We start from the raw sequence: 26,845 nt of genomic DNA, 5'->3' as shown, positions 1-26,845 counted from the left end.
AGATGGAATTTAAAGCAAGACCAGGACAAAAAGAGGTATTAGAATACCGGGGTGGCCAGCTTGCTGTCCCGGCAGTACCGGGAGCAGGCAAGACAACGGTACTAGCTCACCTGGCAGCTGATTTAATAACAGAAGAACTTAACAGCGGCCAAAAAATACTGATTGTAACCTATATGAATTCAGCAGTAGCAAATTTTAGAAAAATGATCGGTAACTGCCTGGCAGCAAAGGGTCTGCCCAGAAGCAGGGGTTATAGTGTTAAAACCCTTCATTCACTTGCTTTAGAAATAATTAAGCAAAAACCAGAAGCAAGACTTATTAATCAAGATTTTGAGTTAATAGAAACAGGGAGACGTTTTCGCTGGATAAAGCAGTTATGCAGCAAATGGGCTGCCGAAAACAGTGATCTATTGCTGGGCTATTTTAATCTGGAAAAAAACAGCTATCACTTCAATAAATATTCTAAAAAGTGGAAAGAAGATGATTTTCCGGCTTATGTGGCCTCCATGATATCCTATTTTAAACTCAAGCTTTTAGAGGCCGATGAATTAAGAGAGATGATCAAATATTCCAATTTAAGAAAAAGAAATATTTTAACTCCTGCAGCCGATATCTATGCTGAATATCAATTTAAGCTGGCCCAGTCTGGACTCCTAGATTTCGATGATCTGGTTCAGCACAGCTTAAAACTGCTCAAAGAAGATTCTGATTTTGCCCAAAGAATTTCTGAGCAATATTCTTATGTTTTTGAAGATGAGGCTCAGGACTCAAATCAGGCTCAAGAAGAAATGCTCTACTTATTGGCCGGAGAAAGCAAAAATTTATTGCGGGTTGGTGACAGCAATCAGGCGATCACAGGCAGTTTTACCCTTTCTGATCCCGAAATTTTTCGCAATTACTGCCGTTCAGATGAGGTTGAACTTCAAACAATGTCTGTTTCCAGCCGCAGCAGTCAGGATATTATTGATTTAGCTAATTTTTTGGTTGATTGGAGTCAAAGTGAATTTGAAGCAAGAGACTTAGATGCCTTAGAAGAAAAATATATTGAGCCAGCTGCAGAAGATGATCCTGTTTCAAACCCTCAGCCTAAGGGCTACAGAATTGGCATTCGTTGCTTTAAAAATTGGCAGGAAGAAAAAAAGTTTTTAGCCAGACAGGCACTCCGTAAAGCAGAGGAAAACACAGATAAAACTACTGCTGTACTGATGCCAATCGGCAGACAGTTAGAAGAAATAGGGGCAGCAATAAATAAATTAGGGGGAGAATATCAGCTTGCCGGAAGTACTGCTGCCAATGTATTTTTAACAGAAATCGAAGTTATTTTAAAATTCTTAACCTCACCTAATTCTGCCAACAATTTAAAACTGCTTTTGAATGAGCTTTTTTTAGAGGCTGATCAAGAAGCTAAAGATCTCTTAGAAGAGCTATTAGCAGAAAAAGGGCTAGCAGAAATTATTTTTCCTACTGCAGGTTTAAACAGAGATAGCTTTAAGCTAGAATTTAGGAAAAAAGAAGCTTTTAATCAAATCTTTAAGGCCTTAACAAAAGTTCAGGGTTGGCTGGAGGCTTCACAGCAAATACCAGCAGATGAACTGGTCTTATTTTTAGCTGAGAGAATAGAATTAAGTGGAAAAAAACTGGCCCTTGCTCAGAATCTTTCTTTAGAATTTGGACGGCTCTTAAAAGAAAATCCCACCTGGCGGCTTGATCAACTTACTGCAGAACTGCCTGAAATAAGGGATAGATTAAAACAGTTTGCTGAAACTTTAACAGAGATGGAGGGTTTTGAAACAGCTCCGGATAAGGTTAGTTTATCAACCATGCATAAGGCAAAGGGTATGGAATGGGATACTGTTTTTATCGGTGGCCTAAGTTCTGATCAATTTCAGCACAGTGATGATGACTATTTTATGGGGGAAAAATTCTATTTAAGTGAGGAAATTAAAAACCCCAAAGCTGCTGCTAGAGCAGAATTAGAATATTTATTAAATGATAAAAAAGAAAAAAATGCCGATAAAAAAGCCAGACAGCAGTTAATCGCTGAAAGGATCAGGCTGCTTTATGTAGCAATCACCAGGGCAAAAGAGAACCTCTTTTTGAGCACTCATAAAAAACGGGGCAGCTGGGATAAATCACCTGCTTATGTTTTCAATGATTTAAAAGATTTTATAAAGGAAAAAGAAAGAGAGGCATCAGTTAAAAATGACAGCTAGAAATTTATCAGACTTATATTTTTCTCAATCTGCTCTGGCCATTTTCAATAAGTGTCGGCGAAAGTTCAGATATCGTTATCTTGATGGACTGTACTGGCCCTCTGAATGGGGGATGAAAGAGGAGTTTAAAGAAGATATTGAGCGGGGAAGGAAATTTCATCTTCTGGCAGAAAGATATTATAATAAGAGTATTGCTGATACTGTTTTAAAAGACAATGATCAGCTTCAGGCCTGGTTTATGCGGCTGAAAAAATATTGTCCTTTTAATGAAAATATCATAGCTGCTGAACAAGAAATTCGTTTTAAAGAAAAAGAACTTAAATTTCTTGCTAAATATGATCTTTTAGCATACAATTCAAATAATAAAAGCATAAGTATTTATGATTGGAAAACAGATCAGAAAAGCTTATATCAAAAAGATATTAAAAACTCTATTCAGAGCCGCTTTTATTTATATTTAATGTTTGAAGCAGGCTATCAATATTTTGCTGATAGTTATGATTTAGAAGGAATGCCAAAACTAATTTATTGGAATCCTCGCTACCCCAAAGAAGAAATTTCAATCAACTACGATCAAGCTAAATATCAAAGGGATAGTGATTTTTTTAAAGCTTTGCTTGAAGCAATCCTGGCAGAAGAAGAATTTGCCTTAACAGAAGATCTCAACCTCTGTCGTTTTTGTGAATACAGGCCGATTTGTAGATCGAAAAAACCTGAGGGCAGAGAGTTAGTAGAAGAAGATCTAGATCTGGATTTAGACTGGGAAGTGGTAGAAGAAATGGAATTTTTATAATAACTTTTTTAAAAAGATTTTAAAGAGATTAGAAATATTACCGGGGTGAGATAATGCAGATAAAAAAACCAAAAAAAGTTGAGCCAAAAGCTGAAATTATAGATTATCTTCAAGATGAAAAAATAGCTGCTATAGCTGCTGCAAGGAATTTAAACAATAAAGATGAGCTGAAGGCCTTTCTCCAATTAGATGATTATGAGGAACTAAAAGTGGAGGCCTTTCCTCAAATGATGGCAGCAGTAGATTTTATCTTATCTTATGTAAAAGCTGAGAAAAATATTTTGATCTATGGTGACTATGATGTTGATGGTATTAGCTCTACTTCGATTTTAGTAGGAGCCTTAGAGAGCTTAAGTGAGAATATAGAATACCATATTCCCGATCGTTTTAAAGAAGGTTATGGTTTAAATAAAGAGGTTTTAAAATCATACTCAGCAGAGATCGATTTGGTTATCAGCTGTGATTGTGGGATCAGCAATTATGAGGAAGTAAAGTTTGCCAAAGAAATGGGAATGGCTTTTGTGCTAACAGACCATCATGATCTACCAGAAAAATTACCCCCGGCTGATTATATACTTTCTCCCCGCTTATTAGCTGAAGATGATCAGGGTTATTGGCTGCCTGGAGCAGGTATGGCATTTTTTCTGGTCAAGGCAATTTATCAAAGAATTGATCGGGCCGGTGAAGAAAAAGATTTTTTGGATTTGCTTTCACTGGCGATTATTGCAGATGTAGTTCCCTTAATCGGTGAAAATAGATATTTATTTAAAACAGCTCTGCCCAAACTTCAGCAGAGTCAAAGAATAGGTTTAATTGCCCTTTTTAATGAGCTTGAGATTAATGCCAATGAGATCAACGAAAAGGTACTTGGCTTTAGAATAGCGCCAATATTAAATGCGGCGGGTAGGATTGACAATGCCGAAAAAGCTTTAAAGTTACTTCTGGCAGAAAACAAGACTCAAGCTGCTTCTCTGGCTGCTCAATTAAAAGATATTAATCAGCAGCGAAAAAAACTAAGTCAAGAAATTTATTTAGAAGCTGAAAAAGCTATCGATAAAGACCAAAGAAAAGCATTGATAATCTATAATAAAGATTGGCATCAGGGTGTAATAGGAATTGCAGCCGGTAGAATAGCTGAAAATTATCAAATTCCGGTTGTTTTGATGAGCTATAATAAAGACAAAGATTTGATTACAGCTTCTGCCCGTTCAATTGAAGGGGTTAATATTAATAATTTGATCTCTCAATGTTCTTCTCTTTTGGAAAAACACGGCGGCCATGCTGCAGCTGCTGGTTTTTCATTGCAAAAAGATAGACTGGAAAAATTCAAATTAAGATTAAAAAGATTAATTAATCAAGAGCTGGAAAATTTAGAGTCAAAGTTGCTGCTTGAAACCGATCTAGAAGTGGAATTAGCTGAGCTTGATCAGGATTTTTACCAAAAACTTAGACAATTTGCTCCTTTCGGAGAAGCTAACCCTGAGCCCATCTTTTATACAGAAGCAAAGATATTAAACAGCAGGGATATATCTGAAGGTAGACATAAAAAATTGGTGGTCTCTGATGGCAGCCATAAAATAACAGCTCTCTGGTGGTGGGGAGAAGAGGTTAAACTACAGCAGCAACAGGAGATTGCTTTTAAATTAAATCAAAACATTTATCAAGGCAAAAGCAGTCTGCAGTTAGAAATCAAAGCATTAAAGCCTTTAAAAGAGAAAAAAGCTGAGATAGTAGATATCCCTTCTCAAAAGAGCAGAGATCCTATAAAAATATTTGATTACAAGCACAAAACGGCAGCAGACTTAAAGGCCGGAGAAAAAAATACCGCCTATTTTTTAGAAGGTAGAGAAGATTTTTCCCTTTATCCACTGCTAAATAGAGATTATCAAAAAAAGATAAAAAAGCTTGTTTTCTTAACTATTCCACCTTCACTTGATATAATAAAAGAAATGGTCATTTTAACTGAAGCAGAAGAGCTATATATTAGCAGTCTCCATCCAGCTGCAAAAAACTTTAAAGAGTTTATCAAAATGCTGATGGCTTTAATAAAATATCAGCTCAATCATGAAAATGGAGTCTTTAATCTTAGAAAAGCAGCAGTAAACTTAAGTGAAAAAGAGATCACAATTAAAAGAGGAATTCAATATTTAGCTGCAAAAGCAATGCTCAACTATGAATATATTGCTTATGAAGAATTATTAATTTCCAAAGGGGGAATTGAAGATAGGGGATTGAGCAATTTAAGGGCTCAACAGGTAGATAATTTATTAAAAGAAAGCTCTGCTTTTAGGCGTTTTATTTTAAAGAAATCGACTGAAGAGCTAGAGAAAGTGCTCAATGAATTAGAATTCTAATCAGGAGGGATAGAAAATGAATAAACTTTTAGTTTTTACAGTTATTATATTAGTTCTGCTCTTAGCTGCTGCAGTTAGCAATCCTTCACGTAGTCAATTTATAGACTGGAGTGTGGAAGAAATAGCTTCTGAAGCGGAATCTGATCTGCAGAGGTTTTTTGAAGGAGCTCTTTCCAGACCGATGTTAGAACTGCGGACTAGTGAACGTGATTATGTATTTTTCAGTATTTTTACTGTGGAGACCTCTGACTCAGAAAATTCTTATTTAGGGATATTTAATAATTTCTTTAGTTTGAACTAAGTAAAGTTAAATTTAATTTGAATAATTTTTAACAATAAACCTGAAAGAAGGCTGTTTAATTAGGAGGTATTGAGAGTGGAAGATTATTTAATCAGAGCAATTACAACAAATAAAGAACTGCGGGCTTTAGCCCTCAGATCTACCAAGCTGGTAGCTGAAGCACAAAAAAGGCATCAAACTACACCGGTGGCTACTGCAGCCCTGGGAAGAGTATTAAATGGAGCGCTTTTAACTGCTTCTCTGGTCAAATCAGGTGAAGAGATTGTGTTAAAAATAGATGGCACAGGTCCTGCCAAAAAAATAATTGCAGAGGCAAATCAAAAAGGTGAGGTAAGAGGCTATATTGCTAATCCCCAGCTGGAATTTAATACTACTGATCAGGGTAAGCTTGATGTGGCCAGGGCTGTAGGTGCAGGAGAGCTTTCTTTAACTAAAATTATGGATATGAAAGAACCATATACGGGAAGTGTTCCTCTGGTTTCCGGGGAAATTGGAGAAGACCTGAGCTATTATTTTACTGCCTCAGAACAGATTCCCTCAGCAGTTGGTTTGGGAGTAATGATAGATAAAGATCTCAGTGTTAAGGCAGCAGGAGGATTTTTAATTCAGCTCTTACCTGATGCTTCAGAAGAAACTATAGAACTATTAGAAAAAAATCTGGCTGAATTAAAATCTGTCAGCAGTTTAATTGAACAGGGTTTTAGCCCCGAAGAAATCTTAGATACTTTACTGGGAGATTTAGATTACAGGATTATGGCTAGAAAAGAACTTGAGTTTAAATGTAAATGCAGCAGAGAGAGAAGTTATGAATTGATCACAGGTTTGGGAAGAGAAGATATTGAAGAAACTATAGAAAAAGAAGGTCAAATAGAGCTAAAATGCCATTTTTGTGGTGAGGCATATATCTTTGCCAAAGATGAAATAGAAAAATTATTAAAAGAAATGGATGAAGCAGAAGAGCACTAACCATGCTCTCTGCTGTATTTCTGCAGTCGAGATGCTGTTTCTTCAGAAATTAAGGCTTTCAGATAAATATTATTTTTTTGGTATTCTTCTTTAATTACCTGACCATTATTGTGTATTTTTTCTATCCATTTACCTTTAGAATAGGGGAGATCAAGCTCTATTTCCACCATTTTTTGTCTGATTATTTGGTTGATCTTATTCAATAATTTATTTTTACCGAGACCTTTTAAAGCAGATATAAAAATGGCATCTGGATAAATAAGCTTTAGATCATCAAGCTCTGATTGGCTAATTAAGTCAATTTTATTAAAGACTTTTATTTCTCTGCTTTGTTTAGAACTTAAATTTCTTAGTTCTTCTTCAACAACTTTAATATTTTTATCCATTTTAGGATCTGAGCTGTCGATAACATGCAGGATTATATCTGCATTCTCTATTTCTTCTAAAGTGGTTCTAAAAGAAGCAACCAATTGGTGGGGTAATTTGCTGATAAAACCAACGGTATCACTTAAAATTATGCTTCTTCCCACAGGCAGCTCCAGCTGTCTCATTGTAGAGTCAAGTGTAGCGAATAGCTGGTCTGCAACATGGCTGTCTGCACCGGAAAGCAAATTCATTATGGTTGATTTGCCAGCATTGGTATAACCAACCAGGGCAGCAAGAGGATCTTTTCTTTTACTGCGCTGTACTTCACGGCTTGATTTAATGGCCTTTAATTTTTCTTTGAGGCGGTGAATCTTTTTTTCGATTCTTCTTCTATCAACCTCAAGCTTACTTTCACCAGGACCTCTGGTTCCTATTCCACCTGCCAGGCGAGACATTTCTACCCCGCGTCCTCTCAACCTGGGAAGGCGGTATTCTAATTGGGCTAATTCTACCTGGATTTTACTTTCTTTGCTGTGAGCATGTCTGGCGAAAATATCCAGGATTACCTGGGAACGGTCAATAACTTTGACCCCAATGTAATCCTCAAGGTTACGCTGTTGAACCGGTGAAAGTTCATTATCAAATACAATTAAATTTATATCAGTACTTTCAGCTGTGTTTTTAATTTCGTTTACTTTGCCTTTGCCAATATAGAAAGCTGGATCAATTTTCCGATCATGATAGGTCATGGTTATTTTTGCTTCTGCACCTGCAGTGTCTACAAGTAATTTTAATTCTTCTAAATCACCTTCATCAACACCAACAAGCAGAGCTTTTTCTTTGAGTTGATCAACTTTATACATCTCGTTTTCCTGGCTAAGCTCAAAATTATTATTAATAAATATTACCTCCTTGTTTTAGCAATTGCTAATTATATTATAACATTTTTTAAAACTTTCTAAAATACTTTAGAGAAATAATTTTTTCAAGAGCTCTAGCTATTCGATAAGCTTATTAAAAAATAAATTATTTAAAGTGGACAATAATTGATAAAAGTTCTTAAATGTATTATAATTGATTTGCCGGATTGCCGGCATTTTTCTCTTAAATAGAAGGGTTTTAAAAACTTTTCGGGAAATATAATTTTAGGTGTTTTTTAATTATTTTAAAAAAGCCCAAAATTAAGCTGGAGGTCAAGATGGAAAAGAGTAGTGAGAAAGAATATCCAGAAGGTGGAGTCTATTTACTTAAAATAAAATTGGCTCAAAAGAGTAAAATTAAGGTTGGAGCTCTGGGGGAAAAGTTGTTCCCGGCCGGCTATTATTTTTATGCAGGTACTGCTCAGAGAAACTTTGAATCCAGGCTTAAAAGGCATTACAGCCAGCAGAAAAAAATGCACTGGCACATAGATTATCTGCTTAAAAAAGCTGAACTTGAAGCTGATTATGCTTTTGAATTTAAAAAACAGGGAGAATGCTTTTTAACAGAAATTTTAAATGCAGCTGGGGCTAAAACTATTGTCAGTTCTTTTGGAGCAAGTGACTGCAGTTGTAATAGTCATCTGCTATATTTTGACTTTAAAAAAGGCGCTAAGATAGTTGAGAAGATAATAAAAAATAGAGATTTAAAAAGTGAATTCAGTAATTATATAAAAGATTAAAATTTAAGAGGAGGTCAAGGTGTGGAAGAAAGTGAAATTATAAAAGATTTAAATAAAGCGCAAAAAGAAGCAGTTCAGCATAATAAAGGACCTCTGCTTTTACTGGCAGGTGCAGGTAGTGGAAAAACTAGAGTTTTAACAAGGAGAATAGCTTATTTGATCAAAGAGAGAGGTGTTTCCGCCTATAATATTTTAGCTGTTACCTTTACCAATAAAGCAGCTGAAGAAATGAAAAACAGGGTAAAGAAAATGGCTGATGGGGTTGATAGGGGTCTTTTGATCAGCACTTTTCATTCTTTCTGTGTTAGGATTTTAAGACGGGAAGCGGAAAAATTAGGTTATCAGAGCAATTTTGTCATTTTTGATAGTCTTGATCAGCGTAAATTAATCAAAAAAATTCTTAAAGAAGAAAATATCGATCCCAAAAAAACAAAGCCGGCTTCAGTTTTAAATAAAATTAGTAATGCCAAAAACGAATTAAAAACTCCTGCTCAATTTAGAAATTCTGCCGGAAGTTTTTACGCAAAAAATATTGCAGATCTTTATGAAAAATATCAAAAACAATTAAAAGCAAATAATGCTGTTGATTTTGATGATCTAATCCAGCTGACAGTCCAGCTTTTTAAAAATTTTCCCCTGGTCTTAGAACATTATCAGGAACGTTTTAAATATATTTTGGTAGATGAATATCAGGATGTTAATCATGCCCAATATCAGCTGGTAAACTTACTTGCTGAGCGCTATCGTAATGTTTGTGTTGTTGGAGATCCTGATCAGGGTATTTACGGCTTTAGAGGAGCAGATATTAGAAATATCCTTAATTTTGAAGATGATTATCCAGATGCTAAAACAATTAAACTGGAACAAAATTATCGATCTAAAGGTAATATCTTAAAGGCTGCCCAAGCTGTGATCAAAAATAATAGTTCACGTAAAGAAAAAAGTCTCTGGACAGAAAAGGAATCAGGTCCCGAAATTGAATTATATGAAGCTGAAAACGAAAAAGATGAGGCTGATTTCTTCTGCCGAATGGCCAAGGAATTGAAAAAAAATAAGGATTATAGTTATGATGATATGGCAGTCTTATATAGAACCAATTCTCAGTCAAGAGCCTTTGAAGATATGTTGATGAAATATGGAATACCTTATCAGATAATCGGTGGGGTAAGATTTTACGAAAGAATGGAAATAAAAGATATTATGGCATATCTGCGTTTGATCTATAATCCAGCTGATGATATTAGCTTTTTAAGGATCATAAATAGGCCGAAAAGAGGAATCGGAGCTGGTACACTGGCTAAAATTCAGCACTATGCTGAAAATGAATCACTCAGCTTATATCAGGCAGCACTACAGTCTAAAAGCAATCCTGCCTTAAGCGGCAGCTATCAAAAACGGGTCTTAGCTTTTACAAAAATAATTGAAGAGCTTAGAGCAGAAAAAGATGAAATAGCTTTAGCCAGATTAACCGAAAAATTACTTGAAAAAAGTGGTTACAGAAAAGACCTTGTAGAAGAAAAAACTAATAAAGCAGAAGCAAGGTTGGAGAATATCGAAGAACTTTTTTCTGTTATCAATGATTATATGAAAAACAGCTCTGAAAATAGCTTAGCCGGATTTTTAGAAGAAGTTACTTTGATGTCAGATATAGATAATTTGGAAGAAGAACAGTCTGCTGTTACTTTGATGACCATTCACTCTGCAAAGGGTCTCGAGTTTCCGGTCATATTTTTGGTAGGTTTAGAAGAGGGGATTTTTCCTCATGCCAATTCTCTTTACGAAAGAGATGGAATCGAAGAGGAAAGAAGGCTCTGTTATGTTGGTATGACAAGAGCTATGGATAGGCTCTTTTTGAGTAGAGCCAAAATAAGGCTGCGGTTTGGAGAAAGGCAGATCAACCCTCCTTCACAGTTTTTGAGTGAAATTCCAGCTGAATTACTGGTTGATCCTCAAAAAGAAAAAACTGATATAGCCAAAGAAGCAAAACTAGTTAATGATAATAATTCAGCCACAGAATATGTGATCGGTCAAAAGGTTGTGCATCCCCGCTGGGGAATTGGAATCATCTTATCGATTAGAGGCAAAGATAACACAGAACTTAAAATCTCTTTTCAAGAGGGAAAAACTAGAACACTTTTAGCGGAATTTGCTCCAATCCAGAAAGTTTAGGTAGGTGAAAAGGTGAATAATTTAAATAAAGAGAAAGCAAAAAAGAAAATTGCGGCTTTGAGAGAAAAAATTAGAGAAGCAGAATATAGATATTTTGTCTTAGATGATCCTCAAATATCTGATGCAGAATTCGATAAATTAATGCAGGATTTAATAAAATTAGAAAATCAATTTCCAGAATTAATAACAGCTGATTCTCCAACCCAAAGAGTTGGAGGAGAGGTTTTAGATGAATTTGAAAAAGTTGAGCATTCAACTGAAATGTTAAGTCTGGATAATTCATTTAATGCAGAAGAATTAAGAGATTTTGAGCAGAGAATTGCCAAAAATACAGCTCAAAAAGATTATCAATTTGTGGTAGAACACAAAATAGATGGACTTTCTGCTGTAATAAGATATCAGGATGGAAGTTTTCAGCTGGGAGCAACCAGAGGTAATGGAGAAGTTGGGGAAAATATTACTGAAAACATGAAAACAATTAGATCTTTACCACTTAAGATCAAAGATAAAGCAGAGCTGGAATTAAGAGGTGAAATTTATTTAAGCAAAAGTGAATTTGAAAGGATCAATCAACAAAGACTGGAAAATGATGAAAAAGCTTTTGCCAACCCCCGCAATGCAGCTGCAGGTTCGATGAGACAGCTTGATAGTAAAATTGCGGCTTCCAGACGCTTATCAATTTTGATCTATGATTTGATATCTCATTCAGAAAAAGAATTTGCAACTCATCTTGAGGTATTTTTCTATTTAAAAGAACAGGGTTTTAATGTTAACTGGCATAAAAAAGCAGCAGGGATCGAAGAAGTAATCGAGATTTGTCAGGAATGGGAAGAAAAAAGGGAAAGTCTTGATTTTGAAATAGATGGACTTGTTGTCAAAATAAATGATCTTGCTTTAAGAGAAGAGCTTGGCTCTACTGCAAGAAGTCCCCGCTGGGCTATAGCCTATAAATTTCCTGCCCAACAGAAAACTTCAAGGGTTAAGGATATAGAAATATCTCTGGGCAGAACAGGTGCTTTAACACCTACTGCAGTCCTTGAAGCTGTTGAATTAGCTGGCTCAACTGTCAGTCGGGCTACCCTCCATAATGAGGATGAAATTAAAAGAAAAGATATTAGAATTGGAGACACAGTACTTGTGCAAAAAGCTGGAGATGTTATTCCAGAAGTTGTTAAAGTTATTAAGGAAAAAAGAGATGGCAGTGAAAAAGAGTTTGAAATGCCAGAGCACTGTCCTGTTTGTGGGTCTAAGGTAAAACGCCCTGAAGGTGAGGCGGTAACTCGCTGTACAAATATAAGCTGTCCCGCTCAGCGCAAAGAAAAGATACTTCACTTTGTTTCCCGTGATGCAATGAATATTGAGGGAGTGGGTCCTGCTTTAATAGACCAACTTTTAGAGCATCAATTAATTGATGACTATGCAGATTTATATTTTCTTAAACAGCATCACCTTAAAGATCTAGAAAGAATGGGAGAAAAATCCTCCCAAAATGTGACTGAAGCTATCAGAGCAAGTAAAGATAGAGAATTTTTTAGGGTTATTTATGCCTTAGGAATCCGTCATGTTGGCCTTGGAGCTGCCAGGACTTTAAGTAATAACTACAGTTCAATTGAGCAGTTGAGAGCGGCTTCCAGTCAGGAGCTGGAAGAGATTGATGAAATCGGCCCAGTTATTGCAGATAGTATTATTAACTTTTTTGCCGAAAAACAAAATAGGGATTTAATCAGCCGTTTAAAACAGGCAGGGATAAATCTCAGCCGAGAAGAGAGTGAAGAAAAAGAAGAATTTCTGGCTGGTTTAAAATTTGTTTTTACCGGTTCTTTAAATGACTTTACCCGCTCAGAAGTTAAGGACTTAGTTGAAAAAGCAGGAGGAAGATCGGTTTCTGCTGTTAGTTCTAAAACAGACTATTTAGTAATTGGAGATAATCCGGGCTCAAAATACCAAAAGGCCCAGGAATTAGGAATAGAAATATTAACAGAATCAGAATTCAAGCAACTATTAGAAAATAAGGAGGAAAAATAAGATGATTGATAAAAAAGATGTTGAATATTCTGCTGATCTAGCTCATTTAAAATTAAGTGAAGAAGAAAAAGAACTTTATACAGAACAAATTGCTAAAATATTTGATTATGTAGAAAAGTTAAATGAACTTGATACAGAAGATGTTGTGCCCACAGCATATACTGTACCAATGAAAAACGTAATGCGTGAGGATAAAGTTGAAGAATCATTAGACCGTGAGAAGTCACTTGCCAATGCACCTGATAAAAAAGAAGGGCAATTTAGAGTACCAAAAATTATGTCTGAATAACTTGATAGGAGGTAGTTAAATTGAATTTATATGATCTTACAATTCACGAATTAAAAGATAAATTGAATAAAGGTGAAACCACAGTAGCTGAAATCAGAAAAGCTTTTGCTGATAGAATTGCTGCTGTAGAAGATAAAGTTAAATCTTATCTAACACTTACAGATGATTTAGCAGCTAAAAATGCTGCCAAATACGAAGAAAAAAAGGATGAACTGCTGGCAGGGATTCCAATCGCTATTAAAGATAATATTTCAACCGAAGCTATTAAAACCAGCTGTGCTTCAAAAGTATTGGAAAATTATAAGCCGCCTTTTAATTCTACAGTAGTTGATAAATTAGATGCAGCTGGGGCATTAATAATAGGTAAAACTAATATGGATGAATTTGCAATGGGTTCTTCAACCGAAAACTCGGCCTTTTTTAATACAAATAATCCTTGGAATTTAAATCATGCTCCAGGTGGCTCAAGTGGTGGCTCAGCTGCTGCAGTTGCTGCCGGTGAATGTGCAGCTGCATTAGGTTCTGATACAGGAGGTTCAATCAGACAGCCTGCTTCTTATTGTGGTGTGGTAGGTTTAAAGTTAACTTATGGGATGGTTTCCCGTTATGGTCTGGTAGCTTTTGCCTCATCTCTTGATCAGATCGGTCCAATTACAAAGGATGTTGAGGATTGTGCCATTATGACAAATGTTATCACCGGTTATGATGAAAAAGATTCTACATCAGTTGCAGATAAGGCAGAAGATTATAGAAAATATTTAAAAGAAGATGTCAGTGGGATGAAAATTGGTATTCCAGAAGAATACTTCAATTTAGATTTTGATCAAGAGGTTAAAGATAGTGTACTGGCAGCTGTTAAAGAATTAGAAAAAGCAGGGGCAGAAGTGGAAACAGTACATATTACCGATGCTGCCTATGCTCTGGCCGCTTATTATATTATAGGTCCAGCTGAGGCAAGTTCAAACTTAGCCCGTTATGATGGGGTTAGATATGGACTGCGCAGTGAAGAAGCTGATGATGTAAGATCAATGTTTTTTAACACAAGGTCTGAGGGGTTTGGTGATGAGGTAAAAAGAAGAATAGTTATTGGAACTTATGCCTTGAGTTCCGGCTATTATGATGCATATTATCTTAAAGCCCAAAAGGTAAGAACCCTGATCAAAGATGACTTTGATAGAATTTTTAATGACTTTGATCTGATTGTAACTCCAACCGCACCTACAACAGCTATAGAACTGGGAACAAAAAGTGATCCTCTAGAAATGTATTATACAGATATATTTACAGTACCAATCAATATAGCAGGTGTACCGGCGATGTCTATTCCCTGTGGATTTGACAGTAATAATATGCCGATCGGTCTACAGTTAATAGGGCCTCATTTTGGGGAAGGAAAAATTATTCAGGCAGCATATACACTTGAAAAAATTCTTGATTTAAAAGATAAAAGAGCAGAATTATAAATTTTTGAGAGAGGTGAAAAAATGTCCACTAAATATGAAACAGTTATTGGACTTGAAGTCCATGTTCAATTGTCAACAAAATCTAAAATATTTTGCGGGTGCAGTACTGAGTTTGGTAAAGCACCAAATATAAATACCTGTCCGGTCTGTCTTGGTTTACCAGGATCTTTACCGGTTTTAAATAAAAAAGTGGTTGATTATGCTATGCTGGCAGGAATGGCTTTAAGCTGCGATATTGCTGAATACAGCAAGTTTGACCGTAAAAATTACTTTTATCCAGATTTAGCAAAAGCATATCAGATTTCACAATTTGATTTACCTATTGCTGAAAATGGCAATATAGAAATAGAAACAGATAATGGGATCTTTAATATCGGAGTTACCAGGGTTCATTTAGAAGAAGATGCAGGGAAATTGGTCCATGAAGGAAGTATCGATAAATCAGAGGCCAGCCTCGTCGATTATAATCGTTCAGGAGTGCCTTTAATTGAAATAGTATCTGAACCTGATATTAGAACTCCAGCTCAGGCTAAAGCATATTTAACTGAGCTAAAATTAATTCTGGAATACCTTGAGATATCTGACTGTAATATGGAAGAGGGTTCTCTGCGCTGTGATGCCAATGTTTCTTTAAGACCTGAAGGTCAAAAGGAATTCGGAACAAAGGCAGAACTTAAAAACATGAATTCATTTAGTGCAGTTGAAAAGGGCCTCGAATATGAAGTCAAAAGACAGCAAAAACTTTTAGATGAAGGCCAAGTAGTTGTTCAGGAAACAAGAACCTGGGATGAAGATTTAAATAAAACTATCTCGATGCGGGGTAAAGAAGAAGCTCATGATTACCGCTATTTCCCCGATCCTGATCTGCTTCCCTTAGAAATAAATCAAAGCTGGAAAAAAGAAATTAGAGAAAGATTACCGGAACTACCAAGAGAAAAATATAAACGCTTTATCTCCGAATTTTCTCTACCTGCTTATGATGCCGGTGTAATCACTGGTAATAGGGAAATGGCAGAATTCTTTGAGACAGTGCTTAAAGATTATAATGATCCTAAAAATATAAGCAACTGGATGATGGGAGAATTTTTAAGGTTACTAAATGAAAATAATGAAGGCCCTTATGATTCTGGGGTTTCACCGGAAAATCTCTCAAAAATGCTTAAAATGATAGATGAAGATGTTATAAGTGGTAAAATTGCCAAAAAGGTCTTTGAGATAATGTATGAAAGTGGTAAAGATCCAGAAAAAATTGTTGAAGAAGAAGGTCTAAAACAGATCAGTGATGAAGATGAATTAGAAAGCCTGGTTGACCAGATAATAGCAGCTAATCCTGATGCCGTGGAAGATATTAAAAACGGTAAAGATAGAGCCATCGGTTTTTTAGTTGGACAAATAATGAAGGAAACACGAGGCAAGGCAAACCCAGGTCTGGTAAATCAAATGTTAAGAGATAAATTGATGGATTAAAATAATAGAGCCCGTGTAAAAGCGGGCTTTTAATAAAGGATGATTTTTTTGAATATTAAAACAATCCAGAGAAGGATCGAAAATCGCATTCCTGGTCCCACCAGAATTCAATCTTATTATTCGGTTTTAATCCCCATTATAGAATTAGATGATAAATTACACCTGCTTTATGAACTTAGAGCAAGTGATCTTTCTACTCAACCGGGGCAGATATCTTTTCCCGGGGGCAAAGTAGAAAGAGGTGAAGAATTTTCGCAAGCAGCTGTTAGAGAATGTGCGGAAGAACTAATGATAGACCAGCAAAAGATAGAATTATTAGGTGAGATAGATTATTTAATTACACCTTTTGATTTTATCATTTATGCTTTTATCGGCTGTTTGAAAATAAATGATTTATCTGAAATCAAGCCAAATAATGAAGTAGCAGAAGTATTTGCTGTTCCCCTTGAATATTTTTTAGAGAATCAACCAGAAAAATATGGAGCCCATTTAAAAAGTGAATTTGATGAAGACTTCCCCTACCACTTACTACCTGATGGTAAAAACCATAAAAAGTTAAAAAGTGAGTATGAGATTTATTTTTATCGCTACCAGAATAGGGTTATCTGGGGTATAACTGCCGAGTTAAGCAAGAATTTTATCGATATAATTAAAAATTAGCCCCATATAATACTTAAGTTTATAAAATAAGTTTATAAAAAAGCTTGTTAAAAAAATCATAAATATACTTGACAATTTAATAACTATATCGTATTATTTAAATAAAACAATATAATTCAGATTAGGAGGTTTGAAAATGACTTTTTTCACAAGCGATAAGTCATCCAAAATCATAGAAAAAAATAGTGCTGTTTTAGAAGAAGAAGCAGAATTACTAAAGGCACTGGCCCATCCTGTGCGTCTGACCATTGTTAAGGGTCTTTTAGCTGAGGAAGGTTGTAATGTTTCTGAAATGCAGCAGTGTTTGGACATACCTCAGTCCACACTTTCTCAACATCTGGCTAAACTAAGAGATGCTGGAATACTTAAAAGTGAAAGAAATGGTCTGGAAAGACATTATTTTGTGGTAAATGATAAAGCTAAAAAAATCATTAAAGTTTTAGCTGAATTAAAATATTCAAAAGAAAAGTAAAGGCAATGATTGCTTAAATTTAAAAAAATAGCTTAAATTTAAAAAAGGGGAGAAAAAAATGGCGAAAAAAGTTGTTATTGTTGGGGGAGTTGCCGGTGGAGCAAGTACTGCCGCTCGGTTAAGAAGAGTTAGTGAAGCTGCTGAAATTATTATGCTCGAAAAGGGTGAACATATTTCTTTTGCCAATTGTGGTTTGCCCTATCATATCGGAGAGGTAATTGAAAATAGGGAAGAATTATTGGTCCAGACTCCAGAGGCTATGCAGGCCCGCTTTAATATTGATGTGAGAATCAAGCATCAAGCTGTGGAAATTGATAGAGAGACTAAAAATATCAAGATCAAAAATTTAGAGAATGGAGAACTATATACCGAAAGTTATGATAAACTTGTTTTATCTTCTGGTGCAGATCCGATCAGACCACCATTACCGGGCCTGGATATTGAAGAAGTTTATACACTGAGAAATATTAGAGATATGGATTTGATCAAAAACTATCTTGACAACAACAGAGTAGAACATGCTGTAGTTGTCGGGGGAGGTTTTATCGGTTTAGAAATGCTTGAGAACCTTCACCATAGAGGTTTAGATGTTTCCCTGGTGGAATTAAGTGACCAGGTAATGAGAACCCTTGATAAAGAGATGGTCTCAATGGTTCACAACCATATGCGCACAAAAGGGGTAGACCTTAACTTAAGTGATGGAATTGCAGCAGTAGAAAAAGAAAATGACAAAAAGTTTGTGGTCTTAGAAAGCGGTAAAAGGATTGAAACAGATTTAGTAATACTTTCAATCGGGGTAAAACCCAAAACAGAGCTGGCAGAAAAGGCTGGTTTAGAGATCGGAGTAACCGGTGGAATAAAAGTTAATCAGTATTTAGAGACAAGTGATGCAGATATTTATGCAATTGGGGATGCTATAGAAGTTAAAGACTTTGTAAGCAAAGAGCCCAGTCGAATCCCCCTGGCCGGTCCGGCAAATAAGCAGGGGAGAATAGCAGCTAATAATATTATGGGCAAAAAGGAAAAATATAAGGGAACTCAGGGAACTTCAATCGCAAAAATATTTGATATTGTTCCTGCTTCAACAGGAGCAGCAGAAAAAGATTTAAAAGCAAAAGATTTTTCCTATCAGGTTGTGCATATTACTGCCAATAATCATGCTGGCTATTATCCTGGTTCTCAACCAATGATGTTGAAATTAATCTATCAAAAAGATGAGGGAAGAATATTAGGAGCCCAGATTGTTGGCTTTGCAGGTGTAGATAAAAGAATAGATGTGCTTTCTACAGCAATAAGGCATGAAATGAATATTTTTGATCTTCAGGAATTAGAACTTGCTTATTCCCCTCCCTTTGGCTCGGCAAAAGATCCGGTTAATATGCTGGGTTTTGCTGCAGGGAATATTTATAATGGGCTGGTCGAGCCGGCTTTTTGGCAGGAATTAGCAGAGCTTGATCCTGAAGAAAGTATTTTACTTGATATTAGAGAAGAGATAGAGCTCGAATTGGGACAAATAGATAACTCGCTTCATATTCCCTTAAATTCTCTAAGGGATAACTTAGATAAACTTGATAAAAATAAGGAATATATCACATACTGTGCAGTTGGCTTAAGAGGTTATATTGCTGCCAGGATTTTAATGCAGAATGGCTTTGATAAAGTACGCAATTTAAGTGGAGGCTATAAACTCTATAAAGCTGTTTTAGATGATAAAAACGAGGTTATTGAAAAAGAGAAAGAAGCTGAGCTGCAGTCACTTCTCACTCCTGAAGATGCGGAGATGATCGCTAATTTGATCATTGAGAATATCAAAAACAAATAAGAAAGCAAAGGGAGGGAGATAATTATTTATTTCTCTCCCTTATTAATTTAAGAGCAGAAAAAGGCAGTTAATTAACTGCCTTTTTTTGCGTTCTGCAAATCATTTCAATATTATGAGAAACTTTTTTAAAATTTAAAATTAGTTGATTTAGACTAAGTCAGTGGTGACTGTCAAATACTTAAGTCAGAAATTAGCTTAATAAGTTAATCAATCTTTTGTTTTTGAATAATATAGTTTTGACGGGCAAAATAAAATACAGTCATCCAGATACCCATCGGAAATAAGCTTAGTATAACTAAAAAAACTATTAGCCAAATATTTGTTTTTAAATATTTGGCATAATATATTAATGCAATAAAATATATAATTACAGAAATAGTACTAATTATATATAAATTAGTATTTGCACTAGTTATGATATTTGAAAAAATTAAAATAGCAATGGAGATCAAATATAGTTTACCTGCCTTATTTGAAGTAAAACCTTGAAAAATCAATTTAAGCATTACCCTCCTCCTTTCTTCATTCCCTCAACTTCTCTTCTTGATTTATTAAATTTTGATCGATTTAAAAGTTATATTTTCATTAAATTGGGTGATTACTTGCAACAAATTTAATAATTATCTAAGTCCTATATATTCTTTTATAGTTGAAAAGCCAAAGTCCTTCATAAAAAAATAAAAAAAATATATAAACTTTATATTTATTATTAATTATATTTATTACATTTTATGTTAATAAATACCATTAATAAATTAACAAATTTACCAATATAAACAAATAAAGATTATAAAAACGATAAAAAACGCATAAATTAGTTAAAAAAATGCGTTTTTATACTTTACTTTTGCATGTTTGTGGTTTATAATATATTTGTACTCAATATAACAGAGTAAAAATATAAGGAGGCAAATAATGAAAAGTCAAGCAGTTTTAATTAGTCCATCGATTATGTGTGCAGATTTATGCAATTTAGAAGACAGTGTAAGAAAAATTGAAAATGAGGGAATAAATACATTGCATATTGATGTACTAGATGGTTATTTTAGTCCTAGTATGCCGTTAGGTTTAGGGACCATTAGGGCACTAAGAAAGATTACAGATATGGATTTTGATGTTCATATTATGTCAAATAATAATGAATTTTTTATTAAAGAAATGATTGATATAGGAGTTCAACAAATTACATTTCATTATGAAAGTAGTACTCATATTGACAGACATTTAAAATTGATAAAGAAAAATGGAATTAAAGCAGGTATAGCTCTAAACCCTGCTACCTCACTTAATGATTTAGATTATATACTTCCTATGTGTGATACTGTAATGCTGATGTTAATGAATCCTGGTTTTGCAGCAGATAAAAATGAAAAGCAAGTAGCTTATGCTGAAGAAAAAATTAGTGATTTATATAAAATGATTAAGAAAAAAGGTTTAGAAACAGATATCGAAGTAGATGGAAGGGTTTCACTTGAGGTTATTCCCAAACTGGTAAAAGCAGGAGCAAATATATTGGTGGCTGGCAGCACTAGTTTGTTTAGATCTGAAAGAAGTATCGCTGAGAACAAGAAAATCATGGAAGAAGGAATAGCAAAAGGATTAAAATTAAGGGAGGAAAATTAAGATGTCAAATTATCATGTGGCGCAAAAAGATATTATTACCGAATTAGACCAAACTTTAAGCAGGATTAATAGTGAAGATGTGCAAAAACTAATAGAAGAAGTAAAAAAAGCAGATAAAGTTTTCTTTGCAGCTGTGGGAAGGGTAATGCTTTCTCTAGAATCAGTAGCCAAGCGTTTAGCACACCTTGGAGTTGATTGTTACATAGTTGGTCAGATTACTGAACCTGCTATTACAGAAAATGACTTACTTATTGTAGGATCAGGAAGTGGAGAAACTGCTTTTCCCTTAGCAATTGCTAAAAAAGCAAATCAATATGATGCCACTATTTTTCATATAGGAAGAAATCCAAATTGTTCAATGGCTGAATACTCTGATTTTTTTCTCAGAATTCCAGCTAGTAAAGAAGCTGATTTAGAAGTTGAAGGAGTAGAATCTCTTCAGCCTATGACAAGTCTTTTTGAGCAAGCTTTACTGCTGCTTGGTGATACTATAGCATTAATGATGGTTAGAGAAAGAGATATTGAAATGGAAAGTCTCTGGCAATATCACGCTAATTTAGAATAGAGGAGGAAGTATAATGCAAGCACTTCATTTTGGTGCTGGAAACATAGGAAGAGGCTTTATTGGTTATTTATTAAACAAGACAGGCTATAATCTTTGTTTTGTGGATGTCAATGAAGAAATTATTAAAGCTATTAATGATACTAATAGTTATAAAGTTGAATTGCTGGATTCAGACTCGACTCAAGAAACTGTTTCACCTGTTACTGCTTTAAATAGTATTAAAGAGAGAAAAAAGGTGATCCAGGCTATAACAGACGCTGATTTGATAACAGCTTCAGTTGGAATTGAAAATTTAGAAAAGATCGCAGGGATTATATTTGAAGGCTTATTAAAAAGACTAGAAAAAAACAAAACAAAGCTAGATCTTATAGCAAATGAAAATGCTGTTAGAGCTTCTTCCACTTTAAAAAAAGAGATTGAAAAAAAAGCATCCAAAAAAGAAATGAAGCAAATATGCAAATATGTTGGATTTCCAAATTCAGCAATTGATCGTTTAGCTTTATCAAGGGAAAGTGAAGATGGTTTAGTTGCTTTGGTTGAGCCATTTTATGAATGGGTAATAAACAGATCAGAAATGATAAATTTAGAGCTTCCTGAGATTGAAGGAGTTATTTATGTTGATGATTTAGATCCATATATTAATAGAAAGTTTTATCTAATAAATATGGCCCATGCTGCTACAGCTTATATTGGTTTTGCAGCAGGAGAAGAGACGATCCAGAGTACTTTAGCAGAGCCTGAGATGGAGAAATTTATAAGAAGAGTTCTAAATGAAGTTAAGAAATATATTATTAAAGACTTTGACTTCTCTTCTGAAGATATCGAATCCTATATTGACAAAACGATAAAACGTTTTAAAAATGAAAACATTAGTGATAATGTTTTACGGGTTGGAAGAGCTCCAATAAGAAAATTGAGTTATGAGGAACGCTTAATAAAACCCCTGAGGAATTTATTTGAATTAGACTTAGCAGCAGATAACTTGAGCATAGTTATTGCAGCAGCATTTTTATTTAAAAATAAGGATGATCAAGAGGCTGTTAAACTAAATAAATATATTCAAGCAAAAGGAATAGAAAAGGCAATCCTTAAATTTACTGGTATTGAAAACAAAGAACTTATTGATAAAATCACAAAAGAATATTATAAATTAAAAGAACAGAGCATAAAAAGTGTAATTAAATAAGATAAATATTTTCCAATAGATAATAAAGTTAAATTTCCTGGTCTGTTTAATATTAAATAGATCAGGAGCAAAATTTTTTCAAAAATATTTTGAATTGCTAATATAGTATGAAAAATATAATATTAATCATATATTAAATATAATTTTGATAATGGTCTATATATTTTTAAAAGAAAAGGGGGGGAGAAAATGCTTAGTCAATACTTAAAAGGGAATATTAAATTTATAGAAAGAGTTTCATCCTGGGAGAAGTCTATAAAACTAGCTGCAGAACCATTAGTCAAAAATAAATATATAAAAGAAAAATATATAGATTCTATGATTAATAATGTTCATGAGTATGGATCATATATAGTTTTGGTCCCGGAGATTGCGATGCCTCATGCAAAAGATGCAGAAAATGTTAAAAAAACTGGTATGTCTTTTTTGAAGTTAGAAAACTCGGTGCTTTATCCAGAGGAGAAGGAAGTAAAAATAATCTTTATTTTAGCTGCAAAAGATAATTCAGAACATCTAGAATTAATTGCAGATTTATCTTCAATTTTAGCAGATGAAGATGTTTTAAAACAATTTAAAAACGTTGAGAATGAAGAAGAGTTAATTAAACTTATCGAATCAATAGAGTCTTAAGCACAAAATATAATAAATAATCTTTAAAAAAACACTTACACATGAAAGGGGATAGAAAATGTTAGATAATATAGGTCCACAAGGAGACGCAACAGGAATGCGGGCTAGAGTTCAGGCTTTTGGTGGTTTTTTAACAAATATGGTTTTACCGAATATAGGAGCTTTTATTGCTTGGGGTATTTTAACTGCTTTAGTTATTCCAACAGGATGGCTTCCAAATGAAAACTTAGCAACTATAGTAGGACCAGCAATAGATTACTTACTTCCTTTACTCTTAGGTTATACTGGTGGTAAAATGATTGGTGGTAAAAGAGGTGCAGTAATGGGTGCAATTGCAACCTTTGGTTTGATAGTAGGTGCTGATATTCCAATGTTTATTGGGGCAATGATCATGGGGCCATTAGGTGGCTGGGTAATTAAAAAGTTTGATGACTCTGTCAAAGGAAAAATTCCAGCTGGTTTTGAAATGATTGTAAATAACTTTTCTTTAGGTATTTTAGGCTTTTTATTGATGATTTTTTCTTTCCTAGTTACAGGTCCAGCAATACAGTTTGCAAATAATTTAGTTGCTTCTGGTATTCATGTTTTGATTGATACGGGTCTTTTGCCTTTATTATCACTTATCAATGAACCTGCCAAAGTTTTATTTTTAAATAATGCGATTGACCAGGGTATATATTATCCTTTAGGTATGCAGATTGCTGCCGAAGCTGGAAGATCTATTTACTTTACAGTAGCTTCTAATCCTGGACCTGGTCTTGGTTTGTTATTAGCTTATACATTTTTTGGAACCAAAAAGGCTAGAAGAACAGCTCCGGGTGCTATAATAATTCACTTCTTTGGTGGTATTCATGAATTATATTTCCCATATGTTTTAATGAATCCTGTTACAATTGTAGGGATGATAGGTGGAGCAATGTCAGGTATAGCGACTTTTCAGTTATTTGATGTCGGTCTTGTAGCAGGTCCCAGTCCTGGCTCAATATTTGCATATCTGGCTCTTACTCCCCGAGGGAATTATTTAGGTATTATTTCAGGGGTGCTGGTAGCTACTGTTGTTACATTTTTAATTACATCATTTATATTAAAATTAACTGTAACTGCAGCTGAAGGTGATGAGGATGATTATGAAAAATCTTTAGAAAAATCAAAATCAATGAAAGCAGAAGGTAAAAAAGTATTAGAATCAAAGAATGATACTATTTCTGCTGAAAATATTAGTAAAATAGCTTTTGCTTGTGATGCCGGAGCAGGTAGTAGTGCTTTAGGAGCAACAACTTTTAGAAAGAAACTGCAGAAAAATAACTTAGAAGATATTGAAGTAGAACATTATAATATTGAAGATGTACCTGAGGATGCAGATATTATTGTTGTTCATAAAAACTTAGCGGATAGAGCTAGACGTTCACATCAAAACAAAAGAATTGTTACAATAGAAAATTATATAGGTGATCAGAATCTTGAAAGATTACTTGATGAGTTAAAATAATAAAATGGTCAAATGACCACCCTGCTAAATATATTGTCTTAAAATATTTAGTGGGGTTTTCTTTTAATTTAAATTAAGCTAAAAAATTCAAGAGCCAATTAGAAATTTAAACTTAATAATTTGGAGGAAAGATAATGAAAAGAATTGCAGTATTAACAAGTGGTGGTGATGCTCCAGGAATGAATGCAGCTATAAATGCTGTTGTAAATAAAGCTGATGATTTAGGAATCGAAGTTTTTGGAATTAGTAGAGGTTATCAGGGACTAATTAATAATGAAATTTATCCATTAAATACTAAGAAAGTTCAAGGAATTTGCAGAAAAGGGGGAACAGTTTTAGAGACTGCTCGCTCTCAGGAATTTAGAACTAAAGAAGGTAGAAAAAAAGCTGTTGAAGTTTTGAAATCTCATAAGATAGAAGGGCTTGTTGTAATAGGAGGTAATGGCTCTTTAAATGGAGCTAAAGTACTTTCAAAGATGGATAGTGAAATTAAAGTTATTGGCATACCAGCCTCTATAGATAATGATATTTCAGGAAGTGATTTTAGTATAGGTTTTAATACTGCTTGTGATGTTGTAACAAAAGCTCTAGATAATATTAAAGATACTGCTCTTTCTTTTCATACCAGTAATGAAGCAAGAATTTTTGCAGTAGAGACAATGGGTAGAGAAAGGGGCTGGATTTCTATCTTAGCTGGGATAGCAGGAGAAGCAGACCTGGTTATAGTACCTGAAAAGAGGTCTTCTTTTGCAAAAGTAGTAAACAGAATAAAAGAAATAATCAAAGCGAAAAATGACTGTGTTATATTATTTTCTGAAGGTATTACAAATGCTGATAATTTTGTTGATCAATTAGAAGCAAAATTAGGTCATAGAGTAAGGAGTACACTGCTTGGTTTTCAGCAAAGAGGAGGGGTTCCTACTATTACTGATAGAATTTTAGCCTTGAGAATGGGCGTAAAAGCAGTTGAGAGTCTTAAAGCAGGAGAGTCAGCTAAGATGATAGCTATTAAAGGAGATTCAGTAAAAACAGAGTTATTGGAAAATAATGATATAGGTACGGGCTCATATGATTATTATTTAGATATGTTTAAGCATAAGGTTATGGGCTTGTAAAAAAATATAGTCAAAGCTTTATGGTTAAAAGCAATGACTATATACAAATTTAACTTTATTAAGTAACTACAACAATACCCTGTTCTAAATATAAATCTTTGATAGAAGAATCAATATCTTCAGTAACCAAATAAGTTAGATCTTCAGAAGGACAGATAATTTGACTAGAAACTGTACCTAGTTTATCTGCGGTAACAAGGCCAAGTATTTCAGTTGAAATTTCAACCATTTTTCTTTTGACCAGGCATTCTGACAGGGTTGGTACACTTATGCCCATTTCTGAATCAATATTATAGATACCCATGATATATAAGTCAGCTACCATTGTGTTTAAAGATTGTACAGTTTGGATTCCAAGGTTTACCATAGATTGTTTATACAAAGAGCCCCCTAGCATTATAACTTCAACATCTTTATGACTGGCTAACTCCATACTAATAGGGGGGCTATTGGTTATTACGGTTGCATTTAAATCAAGTGGTAATTGGTTGACAAGATGTAAATTAGAAGTACCTCCATCAATTAATAAAACCTGGCCATCTTCTATAAAACGCAGTGCTTTTTGAGCTAACTTTGTTTTTACTTCACTTGCAACATTTTTTCTGGAGAAAAAATCAACCACTGGAGGACCTTTTCTAAGAGCACCACTATATACTCTTCTAATTAAACCTTGATTATCAAGTTCTTTTAGGTCACGACGTATGGTATCTTCAGAAACAGAAAGTCTTTCGCTTAGATCACTTGTAATAACTTTTTGCTCATTATTTAATATTTTTAAAATTTCTTGTTGTCTTTCTTCTTTTAACATTGGCACCATCCATTCTAAATTAGTAAAATAATTGATTTTATAGAATACAATTATAATTTTTATTAACTTTATTATAGCATAAAAATTAATTAAAACAAAGAACATAGGTTTTATGATAGTCTAATAAAAAATAGGAGTGATTAATTATGAATTTAGTTCCAATGGCTGATATTCTTCAGGATGCCCACAAAAGAACTTATGGTGTAGGTGGCTTTAACATTAATAACATGGAGTTTCTCCAGGGTATAATAAGGGGTGCTGAAGAACTTAATTCGCCATTAATTCTCCAGGCAAGTGAAGGAGCTATTCGCTACATAGGAATGGATTATCTAATCAAGATGGTTGAGGCAGCTACTGACAAGACTTCAATACCGGTAGCACTGCACCTTGATCACGGAAGTAGTTTTGA

24 protein-coding genes are annotated in these 26,845 nt (G+C 34.2%); 21 read left to right on the top strand and 3 right to left on the bottom strand.

The window, feature by feature from the left end:
• The first annotated feature begins 2 nt into the window (after window positions 1-2).
• The 5 genes from LJ207_RS06670 (at window position 3) to hslO (ending at window position 6,627) form a co-directional block, all read left to right on the top strand.
• Complete coding sequence (locus LJ207_RS06670) at window positions 3-2,213, top strand: ATP-dependent helicase (protein WP_229345406.1); 2,211 nt, start codon at window positions 3-5, stop codon at window positions 2,211-2,213.
• Window positions 2,203-3,006 (top strand): PD-(D/E)XK nuclease family protein, encoded by an 804-nt coding sequence (locus tag LJ207_RS06665; RefSeq protein WP_229345404.1) that lies wholly within the window; start codon window positions 2,203-2,205, stop codon window positions 3,004-3,006. Before LJ207_RS06670 ends, LJ207_RS06665 begins: the two co-directional genes overlap by 11 nt.
• A 53-nt stretch (window positions 3,007-3,059) precedes the next feature.
• A complete protein-coding gene (recJ, locus tag LJ207_RS06660) occupies window positions 3,060-5,360 on the top strand; it encodes a single-stranded-DNA-specific exonuclease RecJ (RefSeq protein ID WP_229345403.1) in 2,301 nt (766 codons plus the stop codon).
• A gap of 16 nt (window positions 5,361-5,376) precedes the next feature.
• Complete coding sequence (locus LJ207_RS06655; RefSeq protein ID WP_229345401.1) at window positions 5,377-5,661, top strand: DUF4359 domain-containing protein; 285 nt, start codon at window positions 5,377-5,379, stop codon at window positions 5,659-5,661.
• 75 nt (window positions 5,662-5,736) lie between these two features.
• The gene (gene hslO, locus LJ207_RS06650) at window positions 5,737-6,627 is read left to right on the top strand and encodes an Hsp33 family molecular chaperone HslO (protein ID WP_229345399.1); all 891 of its coding nucleotides are present in this window, start codon (window positions 5,737-5,739) and stop codon (window positions 6,625-6,627) included.
• Here hslO and hflX read toward each other — a convergent pair.
• Entirely contained in the window at window positions 6,624-7,856 is a 1,233-nt protein-coding gene (gene hflX, locus LJ207_RS06645) for a GTPase HflX (RefSeq protein WP_229345398.1), read from the bottom strand. The two genes, hslO and hflX, sit on opposite strands and share 4 nt — an antisense overlap.
• A 335-nt stretch (window positions 7,857-8,191) precedes the next feature.
• On the opposite strand from hflX, the gene LJ207_RS06640 reads away from it, so the two are divergent.
• From LJ207_RS06640 to LJ207_RS06600, 9 genes are all read left to right on the top strand, one after another.
• A complete protein-coding gene (locus tag LJ207_RS06640; RefSeq protein WP_229345396.1) occupies window positions 8,192-8,653 on the top strand; it encodes a GIY-YIG nuclease family protein in 462 nt (153 codons plus the stop codon).
• 21 nt (window positions 8,654-8,674) lie between these two features.
• Complete coding sequence (gene pcrA, locus LJ207_RS06635) at window positions 8,675-10,822, top strand: DNA helicase PcrA (RefSeq protein ID WP_229345394.1); 2,148 nt, start codon at window positions 8,675-8,677, stop codon at window positions 10,820-10,822.
• Window positions 10,823-10,834: 12 nt separating this feature from the next.
• Window positions 10,835-12,847, top strand: a complete 2,013-nt coding sequence (gene ligA, locus LJ207_RS06630) for an NAD-dependent DNA ligase LigA (RefSeq protein WP_229345392.1) — start codon at window positions 10,835-10,837, stop codon at window positions 12,845-12,847.
• 1 nt (window position 12,848) lies between these two features.
• Window positions 12,849-13,136 carry an Asp-tRNA(Asn)/Glu-tRNA(Gln) amidotransferase subunit GatC gene (gene gatC / locus LJ207_RS06625; RefSeq protein WP_229345390.1) on the top strand — a complete coding sequence of 96 codons (288 nt, stop codon included), beginning with the start codon at window positions 12,849-12,851 and terminating at the stop codon, window positions 13,134-13,136.
• A 20-nt stretch (window positions 13,137-13,156) separates the two neighbouring features.
• On the top strand, window positions 13,157-14,599 hold the full coding sequence (gatA, locus tag LJ207_RS06620) for an Asp-tRNA(Asn)/Glu-tRNA(Gln) amidotransferase subunit GatA (protein ID WP_229345388.1): 1,443 nt from the start codon (window positions 13,157-13,159) through the stop codon (window positions 14,597-14,599).
• A gap of 21 nt (window positions 14,600-14,620) precedes the next feature.
• The gene (gatB, locus tag LJ207_RS06615; RefSeq protein ID WP_229345386.1) at window positions 14,621-16,066 is read left to right on the top strand and encodes an Asp-tRNA(Asn)/Glu-tRNA(Gln) amidotransferase subunit GatB; all 1,446 of its coding nucleotides are present in this window, start codon (window positions 14,621-14,623) and stop codon (window positions 16,064-16,066) included.
• A 39-nt stretch (window positions 16,067-16,105) separates the two neighbouring features.
• On the top strand, window positions 16,106-16,726 hold the full coding sequence (locus LJ207_RS06610; RefSeq protein ID WP_229345385.1) for an NUDIX hydrolase: 621 nt from the start codon (window positions 16,106-16,108) through the stop codon (window positions 16,724-16,726).
• A 136-nt stretch (window positions 16,727-16,862) separates the two neighbouring features.
• Complete coding sequence (locus tag LJ207_RS06605; protein ID WP_229345383.1) at window positions 16,863-17,198, top strand: ArsR/SmtB family transcription factor; 336 nt, start codon at window positions 16,863-16,865, stop codon at window positions 17,196-17,198.
• A gap of 58 nt (window positions 17,199-17,256) precedes the next feature.
• A complete protein-coding gene (locus LJ207_RS06600) occupies window positions 17,257-19,020 on the top strand; it encodes a CoA-disulfide reductase (RefSeq protein ID WP_229345381.1) in 1,764 nt (587 codons plus the stop codon).
• A gap of 203 nt (window positions 19,021-19,223) precedes the next feature.
• Here LJ207_RS06600 and LJ207_RS06595 read toward each other — a convergent pair whose 3' ends face one another.
• The gene (locus LJ207_RS06595; protein ID WP_229345380.1) at window positions 19,224-19,526 is read right to left on the bottom strand and encodes a hypothetical protein; all 303 of its coding nucleotides are present in this window, start codon (window positions 19,524-19,526) and stop codon (window positions 19,224-19,226) included.
• Window positions 19,527-19,935: 409 nt separating this feature from the next.
• On the opposite strand from LJ207_RS06595, the gene LJ207_RS06590 reads away from it, so the two are divergent.
• From LJ207_RS06590 to LJ207_RS06565, 6 genes are all read left to right on the top strand, one after another.
• The gene (locus tag LJ207_RS06590; protein WP_229345378.1) at window positions 19,936-20,643 is read left to right on the top strand and encodes a ribulose-phosphate 3-epimerase; all 708 of its coding nucleotides are present in this window, start codon (window positions 19,936-19,938) and stop codon (window positions 20,641-20,643) included.
• A 1-nt stretch (window position 20,644) separates the two neighbouring features.
• Window positions 20,645-21,208: a 6-phospho-3-hexuloisomerase gene (hxlB, locus tag LJ207_RS06585; RefSeq protein WP_229345377.1), complete on the top strand. Its 564-nt coding sequence runs from the start codon at window positions 20,645-20,647 to the stop codon at window positions 21,206-21,208.
• Window positions 21,209-21,221: 13 nt separating this feature from the next.
• Window positions 21,222-22,394 (top strand): mannitol-1-phosphate 5-dehydrogenase, encoded by a 1,173-nt coding sequence (locus tag LJ207_RS06580; RefSeq protein ID WP_229345375.1) that lies wholly within the window; start codon window positions 21,222-21,224, stop codon window positions 22,392-22,394.
• Between the two features lie 189 nt (window positions 22,395-22,583).
• Window positions 22,584-23,024 (top strand): PTS sugar transporter subunit IIA, encoded by a 441-nt coding sequence (locus LJ207_RS06575; RefSeq protein WP_229345373.1) that lies wholly within the window; start codon window positions 22,584-22,586, stop codon window positions 23,022-23,024.
• A gap of 58 nt (window positions 23,025-23,082) precedes the next feature.
• Entirely contained in the window at window positions 23,083-24,513 is a 1,431-nt protein-coding gene (locus tag LJ207_RS06570; protein ID WP_229345371.1) for a PTS mannitol transporter subunit IIBC, read from the top strand.
• Between the two features lie 134 nt (window positions 24,514-24,647).
• Complete coding sequence (locus tag LJ207_RS06565) at window positions 24,648-25,628, top strand: ATP-dependent 6-phosphofructokinase (protein WP_229345369.1); 981 nt, start codon at window positions 24,648-24,650, stop codon at window positions 25,626-25,628.
• A gap of 58 nt (window positions 25,629-25,686) precedes the next feature.
• On the opposite strand, the gene LJ207_RS06560 is transcribed toward LJ207_RS06565, so the two are convergent.
• Window positions 25,687-26,436, bottom strand: coding sequence for a DeoR/GlpR family DNA-binding transcription regulator (locus LJ207_RS06560; protein ID WP_229345367.1), 750 nt, complete (start codon window positions 26,434-26,436; stop codon window positions 25,687-25,689).
• Between the two features lie 146 nt (window positions 26,437-26,582).
• Here LJ207_RS06560 and LJ207_RS06555 point away from each other — a divergent pair.
• On the top strand, window positions 26,583-26,845 hold a 263-nt coding region (locus tag LJ207_RS06555), incomplete at its 3' end, for a class II fructose-bisphosphate aldolase (RefSeq protein WP_229345366.1).

The sequence above is a fragment of the Halanaerobium polyolivorans genome (genome assembly GCF_020711195.1).
Classification (GTDB): Bacteria; Bacillota; Halanaerobiia; order Halanaerobiales; family Halanaerobiaceae; genus Halanaerobium; species Halanaerobium polyolivorans.
Note: the sequence above shows the minus strand (reverse complement) of the source record. Positions and strands in the feature narration are given on the sequence as shown.